The following is a 17092-nucleotide window of genomic DNA, read 5'->3' as shown; positions in this document are numbered from 1 at the left end:
CACGCTGCCTCCATTTCACCTGCAAAATTTATATATATTTTCAGTTAATTACCATATAAACCTTTGATTCTACTTTTGACTTCTTCATGATGAAATGTTTTCTCATGCATCATCAATTCCTGTTCAATGACGCGCGGCAGCTGATCGCGAAGCGGGGCAACCAAATGATCTTTCAGTGTAACCAGTGAGTTTCTCGGCTTTTCCGCCAGTTCTTGCGCCAGCTCCACTGCATAATCTAACACTTCTGCACGGGGCAGCACCTTAAAAGGAACCCCTCTTTTTTCAAGATCAGCTCCGCGGTAGCTGCCCGCATTCAATAATATTTCCTGGGCCAGGCTGAAACCCAGTTTTTTAGGAACGATAAAGGTAGCGCCCATTCCAGGCGTAAATCCGTATTTCATAAAATTAGCCGTATACACGCTTTCTCTGCTCAGAATGACAATGTCAGCAAAGAGCCCCATGACAAAGCCGCCTCCAATTCCATGGCCCTGCATTGCCGCAATAACTGGAATCTCGCAATCCAGCGCCAGAGAATAAAGATTGTCATCAGTGAACTTGGTCAATCCCTGTTGAATTCGAAGCAGTCCTTCTTGCGTTCCTCCTGAAGCAAAATAATTATCATATCCTGTCAAAATGACCGCTTTGTATTTGGGATTCTGCCGTATGTATTCAAACGCTTGAATTAAATCGTCTGTAAGTTCTTGTGAAAACGCGTTTTTATGAGTGCGATCTTGCATCTTTACCTGAATAATGGCGGATTCAATTTCGATAAGCTCTACAACAGAATGCGTCATGATGTCCTCCTAACGGTTCTGATTGTCATTTTTAAACGGTTACTGATCCTCCCATGGGAATTGTCCTGTTTCAACATACCTGATGATTCCCATTTGGTTTTGAGGATCAGAAAACATGTCTTGATTTGCAGTTAAAGCGGTGGCTTTCGCACGACTGACTTGATGATCAAGTGAGCTCATAAACTGTTTATAATGTGCGATTCCTTTTTTATTCAGCCTCCGCAAACGCAATAAATGCTTTCTCAGCAGCACGTCACTTTCAGCATCAAAAGCATCTATTAACCCCCATTCACTGGCTTCCTGAACGGAAATCGGCTTTGTCATAAGCGTCATATAATGCGCTTTCTGCCGGCCGATACGGCGGATCAGAAACGGTAAAACACAAGCAGGGTACAGGCCGAATAGCAGCTCAGAGAGACTGAATGACGCCGTCTGATCAGCAATGGCAATATCTGTGGCAGATACAAATCCAAGACCGCCGGCATTCACTTTTCCCCTGACATGCGAAATCGTGACATAAGGGCCGGTCTGCAATTTCATCCACAAATCATAGAGAGGCTCTTGGGAGCTTGCCTGTTTTCTGCCCCTTTTCATTTCCTGATAGATTTCTTGAAAATCCGCTCCGAAACAAAACACCTCGGGAAGCCCCTCTAAAACGACAACCGTCACCGTTGATGTTTCACATTGGTTTAACACTTGCAAGCATTCTTCTATCAGCGTGTCATTAATCGTATTATTCGCTTCAGGACGGTGAAAGGTAATATAGCAAACCGATGCTTGAAAGCGGACCTTTATCGTTTGATAGGTCACGAGATCCACCTGTACTTCCGATGAAACTCAGAAATTTCTTCTAAAAACAAGCGCGGCTTCTCTTGAGTGGACTGCATGATGCCCGGTATCATCTCAAAGTCCAGCTTTACATTGCGCGTCCCAAACCGCACCATCCCGCTCCCCTTAAACAATAGCTCATACTCTTCCATGGAGAGCTGATACCGGCGATCCAAATGCTTCTCAATACCAAATGTTCGCTGACGCTCCTGGCCTTGCGGAGTTGTAATTCCGCTGTAAAATTCAGAACAGCAGCCGGATCCGTAGGAAAAACAGCCAATTCGTTTAGGCGTATCAAATCTCCCTTGGTCTATCGTGCTGGCCAATGCCAGAAACAAGGCTGCCCCCATAATATTTCCAACCCGTTGACAGTAGTTTAAACCTGGTTTTACCCGAGTTAAAAAATCCGTCTCAATCCCGGATGTTTTCACCTTCGCTACCTTACGCATCATTGTCCGGTGCGCACCTTTCACCATCCCGCCAAAGGGCGTATGGTAAGCAAGATATTGAAACGTGTCCTGATAATTGGCACCCGGTACACGCTTTTGATATTCCAGAAAAGTCTGTTCGCAGCAATCCAAATATGACATTAAAGACAGATCAGAATCTCCCGCTTCACTGTCGGGAATGGGGCGGCACGTGTCCATCACTTCATAGCCGTAATAACCATTTGCTCCGGGATCTATTTGAAACACCTCGGGATTTTCGCCAACTAAAACGGCCACCGCTCCCGCTCCGGCGCTCGGTTCCGCATAAGACCAATCTTCGCTTAAAGCGTCTCCGCCCTCAGCGATTAAAAAACGTGAAATATCACTGGCGATAACCAGTGCTTTGGCACCCGGAGAAGTCTGGGATAATATAAAATTCACCGCCATCTGAAATCCCGCTGTCCCTGAATAACACGCCTGTTTAACCTCAAACAAACGGCAGTTGCGGTTGAGACCTAAATATTCATGGATATATGTACTTAACGATTTCCCAAAGTCGATCCCGGATTCAGAGCAAGTGATCAGCAATTCAATCCGGTCCTTCTCTGCTTCAGATAAAGCATCAATAATCGGCTTAGCTGCATTGACTCCGAAGGTCACGGGATCTTCATAAGGCAGTGCTACCGCTTTTTCTTTCATTAATAAATTTTCAAATCTCGCAGTATCTAAGTGTCTGTATTTGGCCAGCTCCATGACATCAAGGTATGCCGTTCCGCCAAAGACATTCATCGCTTCTATTCCGGCTGAAACCATTTATGATTCGCCTCCACATTTCTCAATGTTTTGTATACAAACCGCGGTGTTCATTCCGCCAAACCCCATGCTTAAGCTCAGCGCATTTTTGATGCGGTATGAAATCGATTTCTCATTTACCCAATGAAAGGAATCATCGATTGGATGATCCAAATTCCTGCTCGGATGCAGGGCAGATTTTTTCATTTGCAGCAAAACAGAAATAATCTCTACGATGCCCGCCGCACTAAGCCCGTGTCCGGTTATCGATTTTGTTGCATTGATATAAGCATGGGAAAGCCGGCATGCACGGAGCGCCTTTAATTCTATTTCATCTCCAATAAAAGAGCCTGTTCCATGAGGATTAATATAATCAATATCTTCTGGTAAAAGCCTGGCACGCTCCAGTGCCTTCTGGATGACATGAATCTCTCCTTCTAATGAAGGATCAGGATTCCGGTTTCCGTCCAGTTTGATTGACCAGCCAGACAATGCTGCATAAGGTTTTAGACCTCTTCGTAAAGCCGTCTCCTTTCGTTCTATTACCAATGCACCGCACGATTCTCCATAGATAAACCCGTCTCTGTTTTGATCGAAGGGACGGCACGCATTTTCAGGTTCATCAGCATATTTGTCCGTCCCCATAGCGCCTAAAGCCCTTAGCGCCTCGCATTCCATATAAGAAAGATCCATTAAAGCACCAAGTGCTATGCAAGTATCAACTTCGCCTGACAGGACTTGCTGAATCGCATGAATGACTGCTAACTGGCCGCTGGCCGAAGCTCCTCCCACCGTATATGCTAATCCCGTGATGCCAAACTGATCTGTACATATCCCGCAAAGATCGCTGTCCATGAAAGACAGACCATACGCCGGAGAAATAAAACCGGAGCGGTCTTGATACCTTTCATAAACTTCAAAGTTTTCTCTCTGTTGAAAATTTGATCCGCCAACAACCAGTCCGATACGTGAGGAATCTGCATCGTCCAATTCAGCCTCCTCCCAAGCCTCTGTGAGAGTTACCAATGCAGCGCGGCTGGAGAATGATGCTTTTCGCAACATTTTTTTAGAGAGTCGGTCAGGATAAGACAATGACGCAATTTCGGCTCCGATAAACCGGCTGTCTTTTTGTCTGCCTGAACGCTTCATGACATCAAAGGCATGTCTGCCGGACAGCAGCGAGGAAGCAAAGTCCTCTTTCCCTTGACCGATAGAGGCCGTAACGCCTACACCGGTCACCACCACCTCAGGCAGATTGCACTTTGTCATAAAGCACCTCAGCTAATTCACCGATGTTTTTCACCCCGGATAGCTCAATGCGAGGGATTTTTAACGATAAATCCTCTAGCACCATCGTGATAATTTCAGCTCTGTCTACAGAGTCAGCTCCTAGCTCAACTAACTGATCTTCAGGCTCAAATCTGTGTCCGTCTAATTCAGGAAGCACCTCGCAAATATTGGTGATTAATACTTCAAAGATTCTCTGTTTATCCATAATGCGCTCTCTCCTTCAAGGGATTATTTTAATGATTTTTATAGGTATATTTTCATAATATTCAAACTTTTATTTTTATGTTGTCTGTTTCATGCGACGGCTGATACATCGATTGCATCCGTTCATGAAGCAATACTGCCGTTTCTGTCATTAATTTTTTCCCGATTTCATCCACATGGCGGTTTCGCCAATTTTCTAATTGCGACCCTTTAACCCATTGATTAAAGGCTCCCAGCGCGGGACCGCAGTGAATTTGATAATCGACCTTCGAATGTTCGCTTCCGCTGATTGCCAATTTTGAACTGTATCTGAAGTACCATCGGAAAATCAAAGCCATTTTATGCTTCGGGTTTTGTTCAGCCTTCTCAATGTCTGCCGCGGGATAATGCAATGCAATATCTTTATATATGTCTTCTATACTGCGTTTAAAGTATTTCTCCTCAAGCTGGGCCAGCATCTTTGCATCCAGCTCACGTATAGACCCATACCGCTGATACAGTTCATATAACTTGTTTGCCCGTGCGGGAAAGAACACGCCTTTCTTTAGCACCTGCACTTTACTGCCCGATTCAAACATATCACCTGCAGGCGCATAGGCTGTATCTTGTACATTCATCTGCTGAAGCAAATCCTTTACTTTATCACTTGTTGCCGCCTCAACCGTACATTGATTGATTGAGCCTGTTAGAATAAAATCAGCCCCTAGCATAAAAGCCGCCATCGCTGCCTCAGGTGTTCCAATTCCTCCAGCTGCACCAACTCTTATTTTTTTCCGGTATTGATATTTTTTCATCATTTCATCTCTTAAAGATGTCATCGCCGGCATCAGGCTGTATGCCACACCGCCATCTGTATGACCGCCTGAATCAGCTTCTACACAAATATCGTCAGCCATCGGAATGCACCGCAACAACTCAGCTTCGTTCATAGTGATTTTATTTTCTCCTAAAAGCTTTTGCAGCATATTCTCAGGCGCAGGACTCAGAAATGATTCTGCAACTTCCGGCCGTGATATTTTTGCTATGAGACGATTTGAGCATATAACGTCACCATTTTGATTTCGTTTCACTCCTTTTGCGCGATACCTTACTAATACAGGAGTGACACTTAAAAATGCTGAAGCCTCCACAATGCTCACTTGATTCCTCAATAAAAGATCGATCATTTTTTCTTCTGATTCAGTATGTTTCATATTGTGGACCAGATTGATGCCGTAGGCTTGTCCTTTTCCTAATTCACCTTGTATAGCATGGATCGCATCTTCAACCTCTTTCAGGCTCAGACCTCCTGTGCCAAAGAACCCCATCATTCCCGCTCTTGACAGCTTTACTACCATTTCTTTCGAAGCAATGCCGCGGTACATTCCTCCTGCAAGATAAGCATATGTAAGATGATAATCTTGTTTAAATTCAGCACTTCCTAAAGATTCTGCCGTAATCCCGGCTTGAACATTGCGTTGCTCCTTTAGATGCGCACTGATCGCGGGGTTCTTTTTCGGTATATATGTCAATGGTTCAGCTTCATTTTTAATCCGATGAATGAGACCGGTTAAAACAGTTCCAGGCCCAATCTCTGCAAACTCCATTTCTCCTCTTCCCATCAGAAAACGAATGCTGTCCGTCCATTTCACTGTGTTGTCCATTTGTTCAGATAATGTATCTTTTAATCTGTCTTGATGGTATGGCTCTGCGTAGACATTGGAGATAACCGGGATCGCCAAAGGTGCAAACTGGAATGAGTCAATATATTGCTTAAATACCTGTTTGGCTTCATTCATATATCTGGAATGAAAAGCTCCGCTCACATTTAATGGATGAAACAGCTTTACATCCTTGGTGTTTTCAAAAACAGCCCGAGCTTTTTCAATCTCTTTTTTCGGGCCAGAAATCACAATTTGCTGGGGCGTATTTTCATTTGCCACATCAATGTCATAAAGACGGTGCTCTTCTAAAACGGCTGTAACTTGTTCCTTACTCAGGCCGATCACAGCAGCCATTCCGCCCCCTGTAATTCGTCCCATCAATTCTCCTCTTTTTTTGACGAGCCTTAATCCGGTTTCAAAATCAAATGCACCGGCTGCCATCAGCGCATTGTATTCTCCTAAGCTGTGTCCTGCCGCAAAATCAGGTTTTCTGCCGGTCTCCTCCACTCTCTTCAAGTAACTGAGTGCATTAACAACATACAAAGCCGGCTGCGTGTATTCAGTATGATTTACATCCAGATATGATTTTTCGGTACATAGCTTCTCTATTGAATAGCCCAATATTTGATCTGCTTGATCTGTCAAATGCTGATACTGTTCAAATAGCCCTTGTCCCATCCCCTTTTGCTGGGAGCCTTGCCCTGGAAAGACATATGTAATCATCTTGTAAACTTCCTTTCTGGTGTACGGAAATACTCAACCGTATTCAGATTTTTCAGCTCCTGATGAAATGGTGTTATGATTGAGCAGCAACGGTCAGCTGAATCACCCGGAATCAGCTGTTTCACAAAAGCAGCTAAGGTGCCGGATGGCCCTAAATCGATAAACTTGCATGTATGCTGGCTTTCCAAATATCGAATCGCTTCACGAAACATCATTGGCTTTCTGACCGCATTCCAAAAGAAATTCTCGTCCATTACGTGAAGGCAGCTTCCCGTTAAGCTCGATACAATCGGTATTGACGGTTTTTGAAAAGATTTTGATCTTAAAAATTCTGCATAGGCACTCTCTGCCGGATCAATAAGCGAAGAATGAAAGGCATAGGACACAGGAAGCAGCTGGCAAAGAATCTGCTTCTCCTTTAAATCCTCCATAATCTTCCTTATATGATCTTCTTCACCAGAAATGACGAAGTGCGAATCATAATTGATAGAAATGAGTTCACTATTTCCAAACAGTTGCGGATGATCATTCAGCAATTGCGGTTTGTCAAGAATGGCCAGCATTTTTCCTTTATCGCAGGAATTCTGGATGATAATAGCCTGTTCAAGTATGCAATCCAGCATATCCTCTGCGTCTGACACACCAGAAACTGCCGCTGCTGCGAATTCTCCCAGACTTGATCCCAATACGTAATCAGGATAAATTCCCCTGTCTTCCAAAACCTTATATAAGGAATACTCAATCATAAAAATGGCGGGGTGGGAAAAAAGAATACTGTCAAACGGATCTGACACACGTTTACCTGGATGGTAGATTTCTTCAACAATGGATGTGCCGATTCGCCGTGCTGCAATGGCATCCATTTCAAGCATTGATTGGCGAAACACGGTATTTTCCTTAAATAGTTCTTTCCCCATGTGATAGTATTGGGAACCTTGCCCGGAAAACATAAAAACAAGCGGTTCATTCATGTGTATAACCTTCTTTTTTTATATTTATGACGGCTATTGGATTTCTCATTTCCATGCATGTTGTTAAAGCACATAGCAGCGATTGAAATGAAATTAATAAATGGAAAAGACATATGTGAAAAAGTAAAGGAGATTCAACTTGGAAGGATTGCTATTGGTGCTCTGGATGTGGTTCATTTATGACGTGATCGTAGATGTATGTTGATATCTCAAAATTGATGTAACATGATAACAGGATCAGCAAAGAACATCGACTCTATGATTGGTGGGTGCGGTTTAAAAATGGACCATCTAGATGTGGGAGCGATGGTTTGACAGACCGGCTGACATAGTTCAAATGTCTAACTTAATTTATCAGCCTCTTTATGTAACAGTATATAAAGTTATTCAATTAGAAACAGTGTCAATCGAACGATTGAATCTTTAAAACTTTATACCTTAAATGAAAGGAAATCTGTGTTTAGACCTGATTGATGAGATACATGGCCATAGGGGCAAATGCTTTAGCGGGGCATTGCTTCCGCATCTTTCTTTATGCGATGAATTAACCCAGTTAAAACATTTCCAGGCCCTACCTCCTCAAACTCCATATGGCCTTTTTTCATTAAGTAGCTTATGCTGTCAGTCCATTTCACTGAATGATTAATTTGATCAGCCAGCGTCTGTTTCATGAATTCGTATGTATACGGTTTGGCATACACATTAGAAATAACCGGGATAGACGGAGGCGAAAAATAAAAGGCATGAAGGAACTCCTCGAATTCTTCTTTTGCTTTATTCATGTATCTGGAATGAAACGCGCCGCTTACGTTTAAGGGGAGTACCATTGTAACTTCAGTCATCGTTTCAAAAAGAGATGCGGCTTTTTCAATCTCATCTTTTTTTCCTGAAATTACAATTTGATATGGGGCATTCACATTAGCGATATCAACATCATGTAAATGATATTCTTTCAGAGCCTTTGCAACCTGCTCTTCATTTAGTCCCATAACAGCTGCCATACCGCCGTTGCTTATCAGACTCATCAGCTCGCCTCTTTTTCTGACAAGCTGTAAACCTGTCTCAAAATCAAAGGCTTCAGCTGCAAATAACGCATTGTATTCACCCAAGCTGTGCCCGGCGACAAAGTCAGGTTTAACTTCTTCATCCCTGATTTTTTTCAGATAGCTTAGTGCGTTTACCACATATAATGCCGGCTGAGTAAATTGCGTTTTGTTTAAATTGGAATAAGGATTTTCCAGGCAAAGACGTTTGATAGAATATCCTAAGATCTCATCTGCCTGATCCGTCAGTTCTTTAAATTCATCGAATAGGCCGCTGCCCATTCCCTGTTTTTGTGAACCCTGACCTGGAAAAACATATGTGATCATTCTCTCAAAGCCACCCTTCCGATTAGTAGATGTGTTTCACTTCTGTATGATTTTATAATAGTGATGACCGGATAAATAGTAGCATGTTCATGTTGATGGTAACCTCTGTAAATATTATCCGTCAAGTTAATTTTTCCTACAGTTTGCTCCATTGTTTTTCTGCTTTTTTCCATTGAGGAATAAAGGATCAGGAGATATAACAGAACATAAGAAAAAAGACCCGGATTACATATAGGGCGCCATATCATGATAATGCGCTTCATTTTCTTTCAAATGAGTTTTCAAAATAAATAACACCTTCTATGTAATCATTTTCGAAAATAAAAATCATTTAGATATTCGAAGAAAAATAGGATAATAGATTCAGAAGGATTATTTAAAATCAAAAATACCTTTTTGGTTTTTACGAGTGCGAAATTTCACAAAATATTCTTTCTTATCAATTTGAAAGTAAATATTATGCTGATAAAGATCCTTTATCGAATGGCCGGGCGATTTGCCAAATGAGTGACCAGGATACACCCGTACATGGGGTGAAACCTCCGACTTTATTCTTTGAATGCTATCAAACATCTCTTCCGCAGAGCTGCCATCATCCTCACATATGCCGCACCCTTCTGTAAACACCGTATCTCCGGTAAAAATACTCTCAGAAAACAAATAACACATTCCGCCGGCTGTATGCCCCGGTGTGAGAAGGCACTGTGCTCTTGTGTTTCCTATGCTGATCGTCTGATGATCATCTAGGCTAATTAAATTTCTGCATCGGAATTGATAATAATCAATTTCTTTTTTCGACATATAAACTTGAGCGTTAAACATCTTCGTCAGCGGGTCTACCAGATTTACATGATCATAATGAGAGTGTGTCAATGCGACTGCCTTTAATTCCGCTTCGAGTTCGGAAAGTGTAGTGGTTATCTTACTCAATTCCCATGAGGGATCAACAACAATTGCAGATCTGCTTACAATATCTTCAATGATATAGCAATAATTCGTCCAGCCCTGATACCTTGTTTTAATTGGATGCACCTTGTAAGTAAGATTCATTTATACCATCCCTATCATGTAAAGTTCTTAAACGATGGACCAGTGTTCACCCCTCAGTCCGTCTTTCATTCCACTTTACCAAACAGCATGATTGTTTTCCATTTTTTTCAGAGATCCTTGTTCTTTGAAAATAAAAAAGCGACTCTTTTGGACGCATGCCCAACAAGAATCGCTTTTCACACTAGTGCCTTAAGGATGTCGTTTTTGTGTCTCACGTGTATCTTCCACGCAAATTGACTCTACATGCTGCATAATGACCCGCTTGATTCGGTCTTTATTCACGCGCACAGGGTCAAGCATGGCATGTAAAGCCAAGCCGTCAACAAGCGCGTAAAGTCTCTCAGCTTCAATGTCTTTATCAGCATTCTGCTTCAGTAAATCGGATTCATCTAAATAGGCAATCAGATTCCGCATGCCGCTGAAAATCCCGTCATGACTCGCATCAAACATATCCTTTTTATGTCTGGCGTAAGCAGTAAAAGCAAACCAAACCTCCATCTCTCTAATCGTTTCTTCATTCGTTGGGACCATTTCAAGCAAAATTTGCAACACTTTTTCCTTAGGGAGCAAATCCCTCACTGCAATGTCCTTAATTCGGTCCGTTACCTTTTCTTGGACAAGTTTCATTGCAAAAGCAAGCAATTCATCCTGTGTAGAGAAATAATGGCGCAGCGCACCTAATGACAATCCTGCTTCCTTTGCAATATTTCTGGCTGATGCTCCCTCCATCCCTCGTTCTAAAATGACGCGCCACGTTGCTTCTGCAATTTGTTTTCTTCTTTTCTCATGGTCAATTTGTTTTGGCATAGCTTTATTGTAACAAGAAAAAAATGAGAGGGCAATTTTTATAATACAGTTGTGTTACAAAAACAAAGATGGTAACATATTATTTAAATAATACAACTGTATTGAAAAGAGGGGAATGGATTGAACGGTATCGCATGGATGATTGTTTTCTGTGAAATTGCGTTTTGGGTTGTCATTGTTTTGGGGCTTGCTGTACGCTACGTATTCAAACGACATACATTAGGACTGCTATTCCTTGCCTTAACTCCAGTTATCGATTTGATCTTGTTAGCGGCAACTGGTGTGGACCTTTACCGCGGAGCCTCAGCGACCGCAGCCCATGGGATTGCAGCTGTTTACATCGGTATATCGATCGCTTATGGGAAACAAATGATTCAATGGGCAGATGAAAAGTTTCAATATTATGTGACAAAAAAAGGAACAAAACCGCTGAAACGTTTTGGAATGGACCATGCCAAGCACGGTGCGAAAGGCTGGCTAAGACATGTGCTGGCCTACTTAATTGGTGCGGGACTATTGGCAGGGATGATCTATTTTATCAATGACTCTTCCCGAACCGAGGCGTTGAGCGGCATTCTTAAACTGTGGACTGTCATTATAGGCATTGACTTTCTCATTACAGCCAGCTATTTTATTTGGCCAAAAAAAGAGAAAGCTTCGGCGAATCTCAGGAGTTAACATGATGAAAAAGGCCCTTCCCCAGTGGAAAGGGCCTTTTTTGGTTTTGTTAAAATATGCTATACTATTTTCGTCAGAAAACAGACTTATAGATATTTTGGGCTGATTCAAGGGTGCTGTTTGTATGAGTAAGCAGGTGAAGGGAGTGTCATACATGAACCAAAAAGAACAGAACGAGCACTCTAAAGATTTTAACCTGAGATCAAAATTAATCGGAATTGTATCTATTACTTTTATCGCGGCCATCGCGCTTGCAGTCATCTTCGGCGGCTTTTTCTTCGGGATGAAAGGCTTATTCTCCATACTTGGCATCACATACGCTTCCAATCAAACATTAGCTTTATTTATTTTAGCCTGCTTTGCTGTAGGTTTAATCATAGACCCACTCACAAAGATTATCTCTATCATTTTGGCAAAATCACTTTCATTGAAAAAGACTGCACTTTTTGCTTTTATACTGTATTTTATCAGCAATCTTATAACGATCTGTTTTGCAGATTACTTTATGCAGTCTATTTATATTCCAGATGTCTTGCTTGTTGTGATATCAGCTTTCATGGCTATCATTGAACTTGCTTTTGATAACCAGCCTAATAGAGAAGCAGCTTAAAGCCGATGGCAGATATGGAAAATTCATAACACCCTATATTTGGACATCACCAGTTATATAAACGAAAAAATCTCCCTGTTCACACGAACAGGGAGCAAAACACAATGTTGTAATTTAAATTCTGCATTCTAAAATGATTCTCACATTTGGATCATCAAGTTCATCCAAAAAGATAATGATCTTCGGACCACATGCCATATGTTTCCACCCCCTCACCCAAAATATACATTAATCCCAATTGCCTGTAAATGGAAATTTTGTTATACGGAGGAACCATGAAGTATAATGCGTTAACACTGCTCACACGTTTACAACCGTTTCTTATAATCTGACACTCGAAGGAGTACAAAAAAAGCATTGATCCATTCAGAGAATGGATCAATGCCTACCACCCCCGCTACATCACGCGTTTGAACATCTTTTCCATCTCATATGTCGAGTGGTGAATGATGATCGGGCGGCCGTGCGGGCATGTAAATGGGTCTGATGTGCTTCGGAGGTCGTCCAGAAGCGCTTTGATTTCGTCGTTTCTGAGGTGGCGATTTGCTTTGATGGAGCCTTTGCAGCTCATCATAATCGCCGCTTCCTCGCGAAGTTTTTTAATATCTATATTTTTGGAGTCGAGCACCTGCTGAATGATTTCTTCTATAAGCTCTGCTTCTTCTCCCTTTGGAAACCAGGCTGGGTGGCAGCGGACGATGTAACTGTTAGAGCCGAATGACTCTAAAAAGACACCGACGCTTTCGAGCTCTTGTTTGTGCTGTTCAATAATCAAAGCCTCATTTGTGGAGTAGTGGAACGTCAGCGGTACAATCATCTCCTGCACCTCAGGCTCAACCTCCCCCACCTTTTCACGGAAGTACTCATATTTAATACGTTCTTGGGCGGCGTGCTGGTCGATAATATATAGGCCGTTTTCGTTTTGTGCCAATATATAAGTCCCGTGCATCTGGCCAATCGGGTACATAATTGGAACCCGATCAGACGCTGGCTGCGGCTGTTCCTCATGGCATTCCTGCTCAAATGTTTCAGGCTGTTCTGCTGAAACATCGGACACCTCAAGGGTTTGTTCCTGATCAACGATAGGAGGAGCATCAAATTGGAGAGGGGGCAATTTTTCCTCCGCATCAACCGGCTCTTTTACGACTGAGCTGAGCTTCATCGGTGAATAAGATGGCGCAGTCGATTTTTCCGGAACTTTTTTTTCCGGAGGCTTTTCATCAAAGGTTATAAACTGCTGCTCATTTTTGATGGCAGGTGCTGATTTTTTCGGGACCTGGGCACTAGGAATCAGCTGCTGCTGTTTAAACACATCTTTAATTCCGTCACGTATTAAGTCATGAAGCTCTGTTTCCTTGCTGAGCCGGACCTCAAGCTTCGATGGATGCACGTTGACATCGACTAAAATCGGGTCCATCGTAATTTCTATAAAAGTAATCGGATGGCGTCCGATCGGCAGAAGCGTATGATAGCCTTCATGAACCGCTTTGACGAGCGGGAAATTTTTAATGTAACGGCCATTGACCACAGACGACATATAGTTTCTCGACGCCCGTGTAATCTCTGGGAGGGCGATATATCCCTTTACTTCAAAATCCAAGGAGCTCACATGCAGCGGAAGCATTTTTTTGGCGACAGCCGTGCCGTAAATCGCTGCCAGTACATGGCGCACATCTCCGTTTCCGTTCGTTTGAAGCAGGTTTTTCCCATGATGGCGCAGGCGGATCGATACCTCTGGATGCGCCAGAGCAATACGGTTAACCACATCTGTAATGTTTCCAAGCTCTGTATGAACGGTTTTCATATATTTCAAACGGGCCGGTGTGTTAAAAAACAGGTTGGAAACGACAATTTCAGTTCCCTTCCTGCTTGAGGAACGCGATTCGGAAATGATGTTTCCTCCTTGGAGGACGAGCTTCGTCCCAGCTCCTTCACCAGTGCTTGTTGTAATCTCCAGATGAGAGACTGACGCGATACTCGGCAGGGCTTCTCCCCTGAAACCGAGCGTTCTCACCCTGAATAAATCATTTTCATCTTTTATTTTACTCGTTGCGTGGCGCCGGAAAGCTCGCTTGCAATCTTCATTCTCCATTCCTTCGCCGTTATCCAAGACCCGAATGGATGCAAGGCCTGCTTCCTCAATATCGATTTCAATGACTGTGCTGTCAGCGTCGATCGCATTTTCCACCAATTCTTTGACGACTGAGGCGGGCCGTTCCACAACCTCGCCCGCCGCTATTTTATTTGAAAGCTCATCTGACAGTTGGATGACTTTTGCCACATTCATCACCCCGTTTTAATGTAATTTCTTTTGCAGCTTGTACATTTCATTCATCGCTTCAAGCGGTGTCATATCCAGTATATTAAGTGATTTGAAAGCATCGATCACTTGCTTTTCTTTTTTTGAAAGCTTTGGTGTTTCAGCCGGCTTTTCCGCTTCGTCAAAAAAGGACAGCTGTGCCGGCTCTTCTTTCACCTGAGGTTTCTGCACCGGCACTTCCGGTTTGTTTCCTGAATGCTCAAGCTCTTTTAAAATATCTTGAGCGCGCGCAATCAGATCTCCCGGCAGTTCGGCAAGCTGAGCTACATGGATACCATAGCTTTTATCAGCCGCACCTTCTTTAATTTGATGAAGAAAGACAACCGTTCCGTTATATTCTTCAGCGCGAACATGAACGTTTTTCAGCTGGGGCAGCTTGTCCTCAAGAACGGTCAGCTCGTGATAGTGTGTGCTGAACAGCGTCTTGGCGCCGATATGATCGTGAACATATTCAATAATCGCCTGTGCCAGCGCCATGCCGTCATAAGTGGACGTTCCCCGCCCGATTTCATCAAACAGAATGAGGCTGTTTTTCGTCGCATTGACAATCGCATTTTTCGCTTCAAGCATTTCTACCATAAATGTACTTTGTCCGGAAATCAAATCATCTGCAGCGCCGATTCGCGTAAAAATTTGATCGAAAATCGGGAGCACCGCTTTTTTCGCGGGTACAAAGCAGCCGATTTGCGCCATAATGGAAATGAGCGCGATTTGTCTCATATACGTGCTTTTCCCTGACATGTTTGGACCTGTAATGAGAAGCATTTGTCTGTTATCGCCCATCATACAGTTGTTCGGGACATATTCCTGGCTGTCCATGACTTTTTCAACAACCGGGTGTCTGCCTTCAATCACTTCGACTTCATCTTTAGAGAACTCTGGTTTCGTGTAGTGGCGATTTTCACTGATTGTCGCAAAGCATTGCAGTGCGTCCAGCTCGCTCATCTGTTTTGCAAGCTGCTGCAGCCGCGGAATATACTGCTTCACTTTCTCGCGCAGCTCGGTAAACAGCTCGTACTCCAGCTCACAGATGTTATTTTCCGCCTCTAAAATGAGCGCTTCTTTTTCTTTTAATTCAGGTGTAATGTAGCGCTCTGCATTGGTTAACGTCTGCTTCCGCTCATAACGCCCTTCCTCAAGCAAATGCAAGTTTGCTTTTGTCACTTCAATGTAATAACCGAAAACTTTATTAAAGCCGACCTTTAAAGAGCGAATGCCTGTGTATTCCCGCTCCTGCTGTTCCAGGCGGGCAATCCAGTCTTTTCCGTTTCTGCTTGCATCACGATATTCATCAAGCTTTTGATTATAACCATCTTTAATCAGGTTCCCTTCTTTTACCGATAAAGGAGGGTTTTCGTACAGCGCTTCTTCCAGCAGTTCAAGTACATCCCCGCAAGGGTCAATGCGCTTTGCACGTTCCTTGGCCTTGTCATGAGCCAGTGAAGCAACCAGCTGTTTGATGCCAGGCACTTGCTTTAACGATTCCTTCAGCTGAATCAAATCCCGGGCATTGACATTTCCGAATGCAACGCGGCCGGCAAGGCGTTCTAAGTCATATACTTCTTTTAAACGTTCACGCAGATCTTCCCGTTCAAAGAAATGGGACATTAATGTTTCCACCATTTCTTGGCGCTCTTCGATTTGATTGACTCTGATAAGCGGCCGGTCAATCCACTGTTTAAGTAGCCGGCCTCCCATTGCCGTTTTTGTTTCATCCAGCAGCCACAAAAGGGAGCCTTTTTTATTTTTCGAACGAATCGTTTCGGTCAGCTCCAGATTACGCTTTGAGTACAAGTCAATTTTCATCGCTTCCTCAAGCTCATACACCTGCACGGGCTGAAGATGATCAAGGCTGCGCTTTTGGGTTCTTTTCAAATACGTATATAAGCGCAGAAATGTTTTTGTTATATCTTCATTATTTAAGTGCTCAATGATCGTTACGTGTTCGTCTGTTTCTCCGTCTTCAATTGAAATCGTTGCACCGCACCGCTCTCTCAGCTGTGCCACTGTATCGGCATCCAAGCTTCCTGAAACCACGATTTCCCGTGCGCCGACTGAATAAATTTCTGATATGACGTCTTCAAGCCGTTCAATCAAAACAGCCAAATTTTCTCCCGTTGTTAAATCAGACAGAGCAAGTCCGTATCCGTTCGAGCAGGCTGAAACAGATGCGATAAAATTATTTTCCGACTCATGGATGCCTTTGCCGTCCATTACAGTTCCGGGCGTAATCAGCTGAACTACTTCTCTTTTCACAACGCCCTTTGCGGCTTTCGGATCTTCCGTCTGTTCACAGATCGCCACTTTGTATCCTTTTTTAATAAGCTGTTCGATATACGCGGAAGCAGAATGATACGGCACACCGCACATCGGTATTTTTTCAGCCGCACCGCCGTCTCTGCTCGTTAACGTAATTTCCAGCTCTTGTGACGCTTTTTTGGCGTCCTCAAAAAACATTTCATAAAAATCACCCAGGCGAAAAAATAAAAAGGCATCCTGGTGCTCTGCCTTTATTTTTAAATATTGCTGTATCATAGGCGTATAACCGGCCATTGTTTAATCCCTCACTATGTATCAACGTTTC

Annotated in this window: 15 protein-coding genes; 2 read left to right on the top strand and 13 right to left on the bottom strand. The window is 43.2% G+C overall.

Annotated elements, in window-relative coordinates:
- Positions 1-44: 44 nt before the first annotated feature.
- The 11 genes from NST22_RS09205 to NST22_RS09155 all read right to left on the bottom strand — a co-directional run bounded on the left by NST22_RS09205 (position 45) and on the right by NST22_RS09155 (position 10900).
- On the bottom strand, positions 45-794 hold the full coding sequence (locus NST22_RS09205) for a polyketide synthase (RefSeq protein WP_003231800.1): 750 nt from the start codon (positions 792-794) through the stop codon (positions 45-47).
- Between the two features lie 39 nt (positions 795-833).
- Positions 834-1613, bottom strand: a complete 780-nt coding sequence (locus tag NST22_RS09200; RefSeq protein WP_010886512.1) for an enoyl-CoA hydratase/isomerase — start codon at positions 1611-1613, stop codon at positions 834-836.
- Positions 1601-2863: a polyketide biosynthesis 3-hydroxy-3-methylglutaryl-ACP synthase PksG gene (pksG, locus tag NST22_RS09195; RefSeq protein ID WP_003231805.1), complete on the bottom strand. Its 1263-nt coding sequence runs from the start codon at positions 2861-2863 to the stop codon at positions 1601-1603. Before pksG ends, NST22_RS09200 begins: the two co-directional genes overlap by 13 nt.
- On the bottom strand, positions 2864-4111 hold the full coding sequence (gene pksF, locus NST22_RS09190; RefSeq protein WP_003245287.1) for a polyketide biosynthesis malonyl-ACP decarboxylase PksF: 1248 nt from the start codon (positions 4109-4111) through the stop codon (positions 2864-2866).
- Positions 4089-4337 carry an acyl carrier protein gene (locus tag NST22_RS09185; RefSeq protein WP_003231809.1) on the bottom strand — a complete coding sequence of 83 codons (249 nt, stop codon included), beginning with the start codon at positions 4335-4337 and terminating at the stop codon, positions 4089-4091. Before NST22_RS09185 ends, pksF begins: the two co-directional genes overlap by 23 nt.
- A gap of 61 nt (positions 4338-4398) precedes the next feature.
- Positions 4399-6702 (bottom strand): ACP S-malonyltransferase, encoded by a 2304-nt coding sequence (fabD, locus tag NST22_RS09180; protein WP_003231811.1) that lies wholly within the window; start codon positions 6700-6702, stop codon positions 4399-4401.
- Positions 6699-7673, bottom strand: a complete 975-nt coding sequence (locus NST22_RS09175; protein ID WP_003231814.1) for an acyltransferase domain-containing protein — start codon at positions 7671-7673, stop codon at positions 6699-6701. Before NST22_RS09175 ends, fabD (NST22_RS09180) begins: the two co-directional genes overlap by 4 nt.
- A 503-nt stretch (positions 7674-8176) precedes the next feature.
- Positions 8177-9043 (bottom strand): ACP S-malonyltransferase, encoded by an 867-nt coding sequence (gene fabD, locus NST22_RS09170; protein WP_003231821.1) that lies wholly within the window; start codon positions 9041-9043, stop codon positions 8177-8179.
- The gene (locus tag NST22_RS09165) at positions 9040-9306 is read right to left on the bottom strand and encodes a hypothetical protein (protein WP_019712693.1); all 267 of its coding nucleotides are present in this window, start codon (positions 9304-9306) and stop codon (positions 9040-9042) included. Before NST22_RS09165 ends, fabD (NST22_RS09170) begins: the two co-directional genes overlap by 4 nt.
- A gap of 109 nt (positions 9307-9415) precedes the next feature.
- Positions 9416-10093: an MBL fold metallo-hydrolase gene (locus tag NST22_RS09160; RefSeq protein WP_003231824.1), complete on the bottom strand. Its 678-nt coding sequence runs from the start codon at positions 10091-10093 to the stop codon at positions 9416-9418.
- A 189-nt stretch (positions 10094-10282) separates the two neighbouring features.
- Positions 10283-10900 carry a TetR/AcrR family transcriptional regulator gene (locus NST22_RS09155; RefSeq protein WP_003231827.1) on the bottom strand — a complete coding sequence of 206 codons (618 nt, stop codon included), beginning with the start codon at positions 10898-10900 and terminating at the stop codon, positions 10283-10285.
- A gap of 120 nt (positions 10901-11020) precedes the next feature.
- On the opposite strand from NST22_RS09155, the gene NST22_RS09150 reads away from it, so the two are divergent.
- Together NST22_RS09150 and NST22_RS09145 are read left to right on the top strand one after the other, a co-directional pair.
- Entirely contained in the window at positions 11021-11578 is a 558-nt protein-coding gene (locus NST22_RS09150) for a hypothetical protein (protein ID WP_003245720.1), read from the top strand.
- A gap of 154 nt (positions 11579-11732) precedes the next feature.
- Entirely contained in the window at positions 11733-12188 is a 456-nt protein-coding gene (locus tag NST22_RS09145; protein ID WP_003231830.1) for a regulatory YrvL family protein, read from the top strand.
- Positions 12189-12585: 397 nt separating this feature from the next.
- On the opposite strand, the gene mutL is transcribed toward NST22_RS09145, so the two are convergent.
- On the bottom strand, positions 12586-14469 hold the full coding sequence (mutL, locus tag NST22_RS09140) for a DNA mismatch repair endonuclease MutL (RefSeq protein ID WP_003245099.1): 1884 nt from the start codon (positions 14467-14469) through the stop codon (positions 12586-12588).
- Positions 14470-14484: 15 nt separating this feature from the next.
- Complete coding sequence (gene mutS, locus NST22_RS09135) at positions 14485-17061, bottom strand: DNA mismatch repair protein MutS (protein ID WP_003244841.1); 2577 nt, start codon at positions 17059-17061, stop codon at positions 14485-14487.
- Positions 17062-17092: the final 31 nt, after the last annotated feature.

The sequence above is a fragment of the Bacillus sp. PS237 genome (assembly GCF_037963345.1).
Classification (GTDB): Bacteria; Bacillota; Bacilli; order Bacillales; family Bacillaceae; genus Bacillus; species Bacillus subtilis.
This window is presented reverse-complemented; position numbering and strand designations above follow the sequence as displayed.

Excerpts from the sequence above, each read along its gene's own strand:
- NST22_RS09205 (WP_003231800.1), bottom strand. The coding sequence starts at position 794 with ATGACGCATTCTGTTGTAGAGCTTATCGAAATTGAATCCGCCATTATT.
- pksG (WP_003231805.1), bottom strand. The coding sequence starts at position 2,863 with ATGGTTTCAGCCGGAATAGAAGCGATGAATGTCTTTGGCGGAACGGCA.
- pksF (WP_003245287.1), bottom strand. The coding sequence starts at position 4,111 with ATGACAAAGTGCAATCTGCCTGAGGTGGTGGTGACCGGTGTAGGCGTT.
- NST22_RS09185 (WP_003231809.1), bottom strand. The coding sequence starts at position 4,337 with ATGGATAAACAGAGAATCTTTGAAGTATTAATCACCAATATTTGCGAG.
- fabD (WP_003231811.1), bottom strand. The coding sequence starts at position 6,702 with ATGATTACATATGTCTTTCCAGGGCAAGGCTCCCAGCAAAAGGGGATG.
- NST22_RS09175 (WP_003231814.1), bottom strand. The coding sequence starts at position 7,673 with ATGAATGAACCGCTTGTTTTTATGTTTTCCGGGCAAGGTTCCCAATAC.
- fabD (WP_003231821.1), bottom strand. The coding sequence starts at position 9,043 with ATGATCACATATGTTTTTCCAGGTCAGGGTTCACAAAAACAGGGAATG.
- NST22_RS09165 (WP_019712693.1), bottom strand. The coding sequence starts at position 9,306 with ATGAAGCGCATTATCATGATATGGCGCCCTATATGTAATCCGGGTCTT.
- NST22_RS09160 (WP_003231824.1), bottom strand. The coding sequence starts at position 10,093 with ATGAATCTTACTTACAAGGTGCATCCAATTAAAACAAGGTATCAGGGC.
- NST22_RS09155 (WP_003231827.1), bottom strand. The coding sequence starts at position 10,900 with ATGCCAAAACAAATTGACCATGAGAAAAGAAGAAAACAAATTGCAGAA.
- NST22_RS09145 (WP_003231830.1), top strand. The coding sequence starts at position 11,733 with ATGAACCAAAAAGAACAGAACGAGCACTCTAAAGATTTTAACCTGAGA.
- mutS (WP_003244841.1), bottom strand. The coding sequence starts at position 17,061 with ATGGCCGGTTATACGCCTATGATACAGCAATATTTAAAAATAAAGGCA.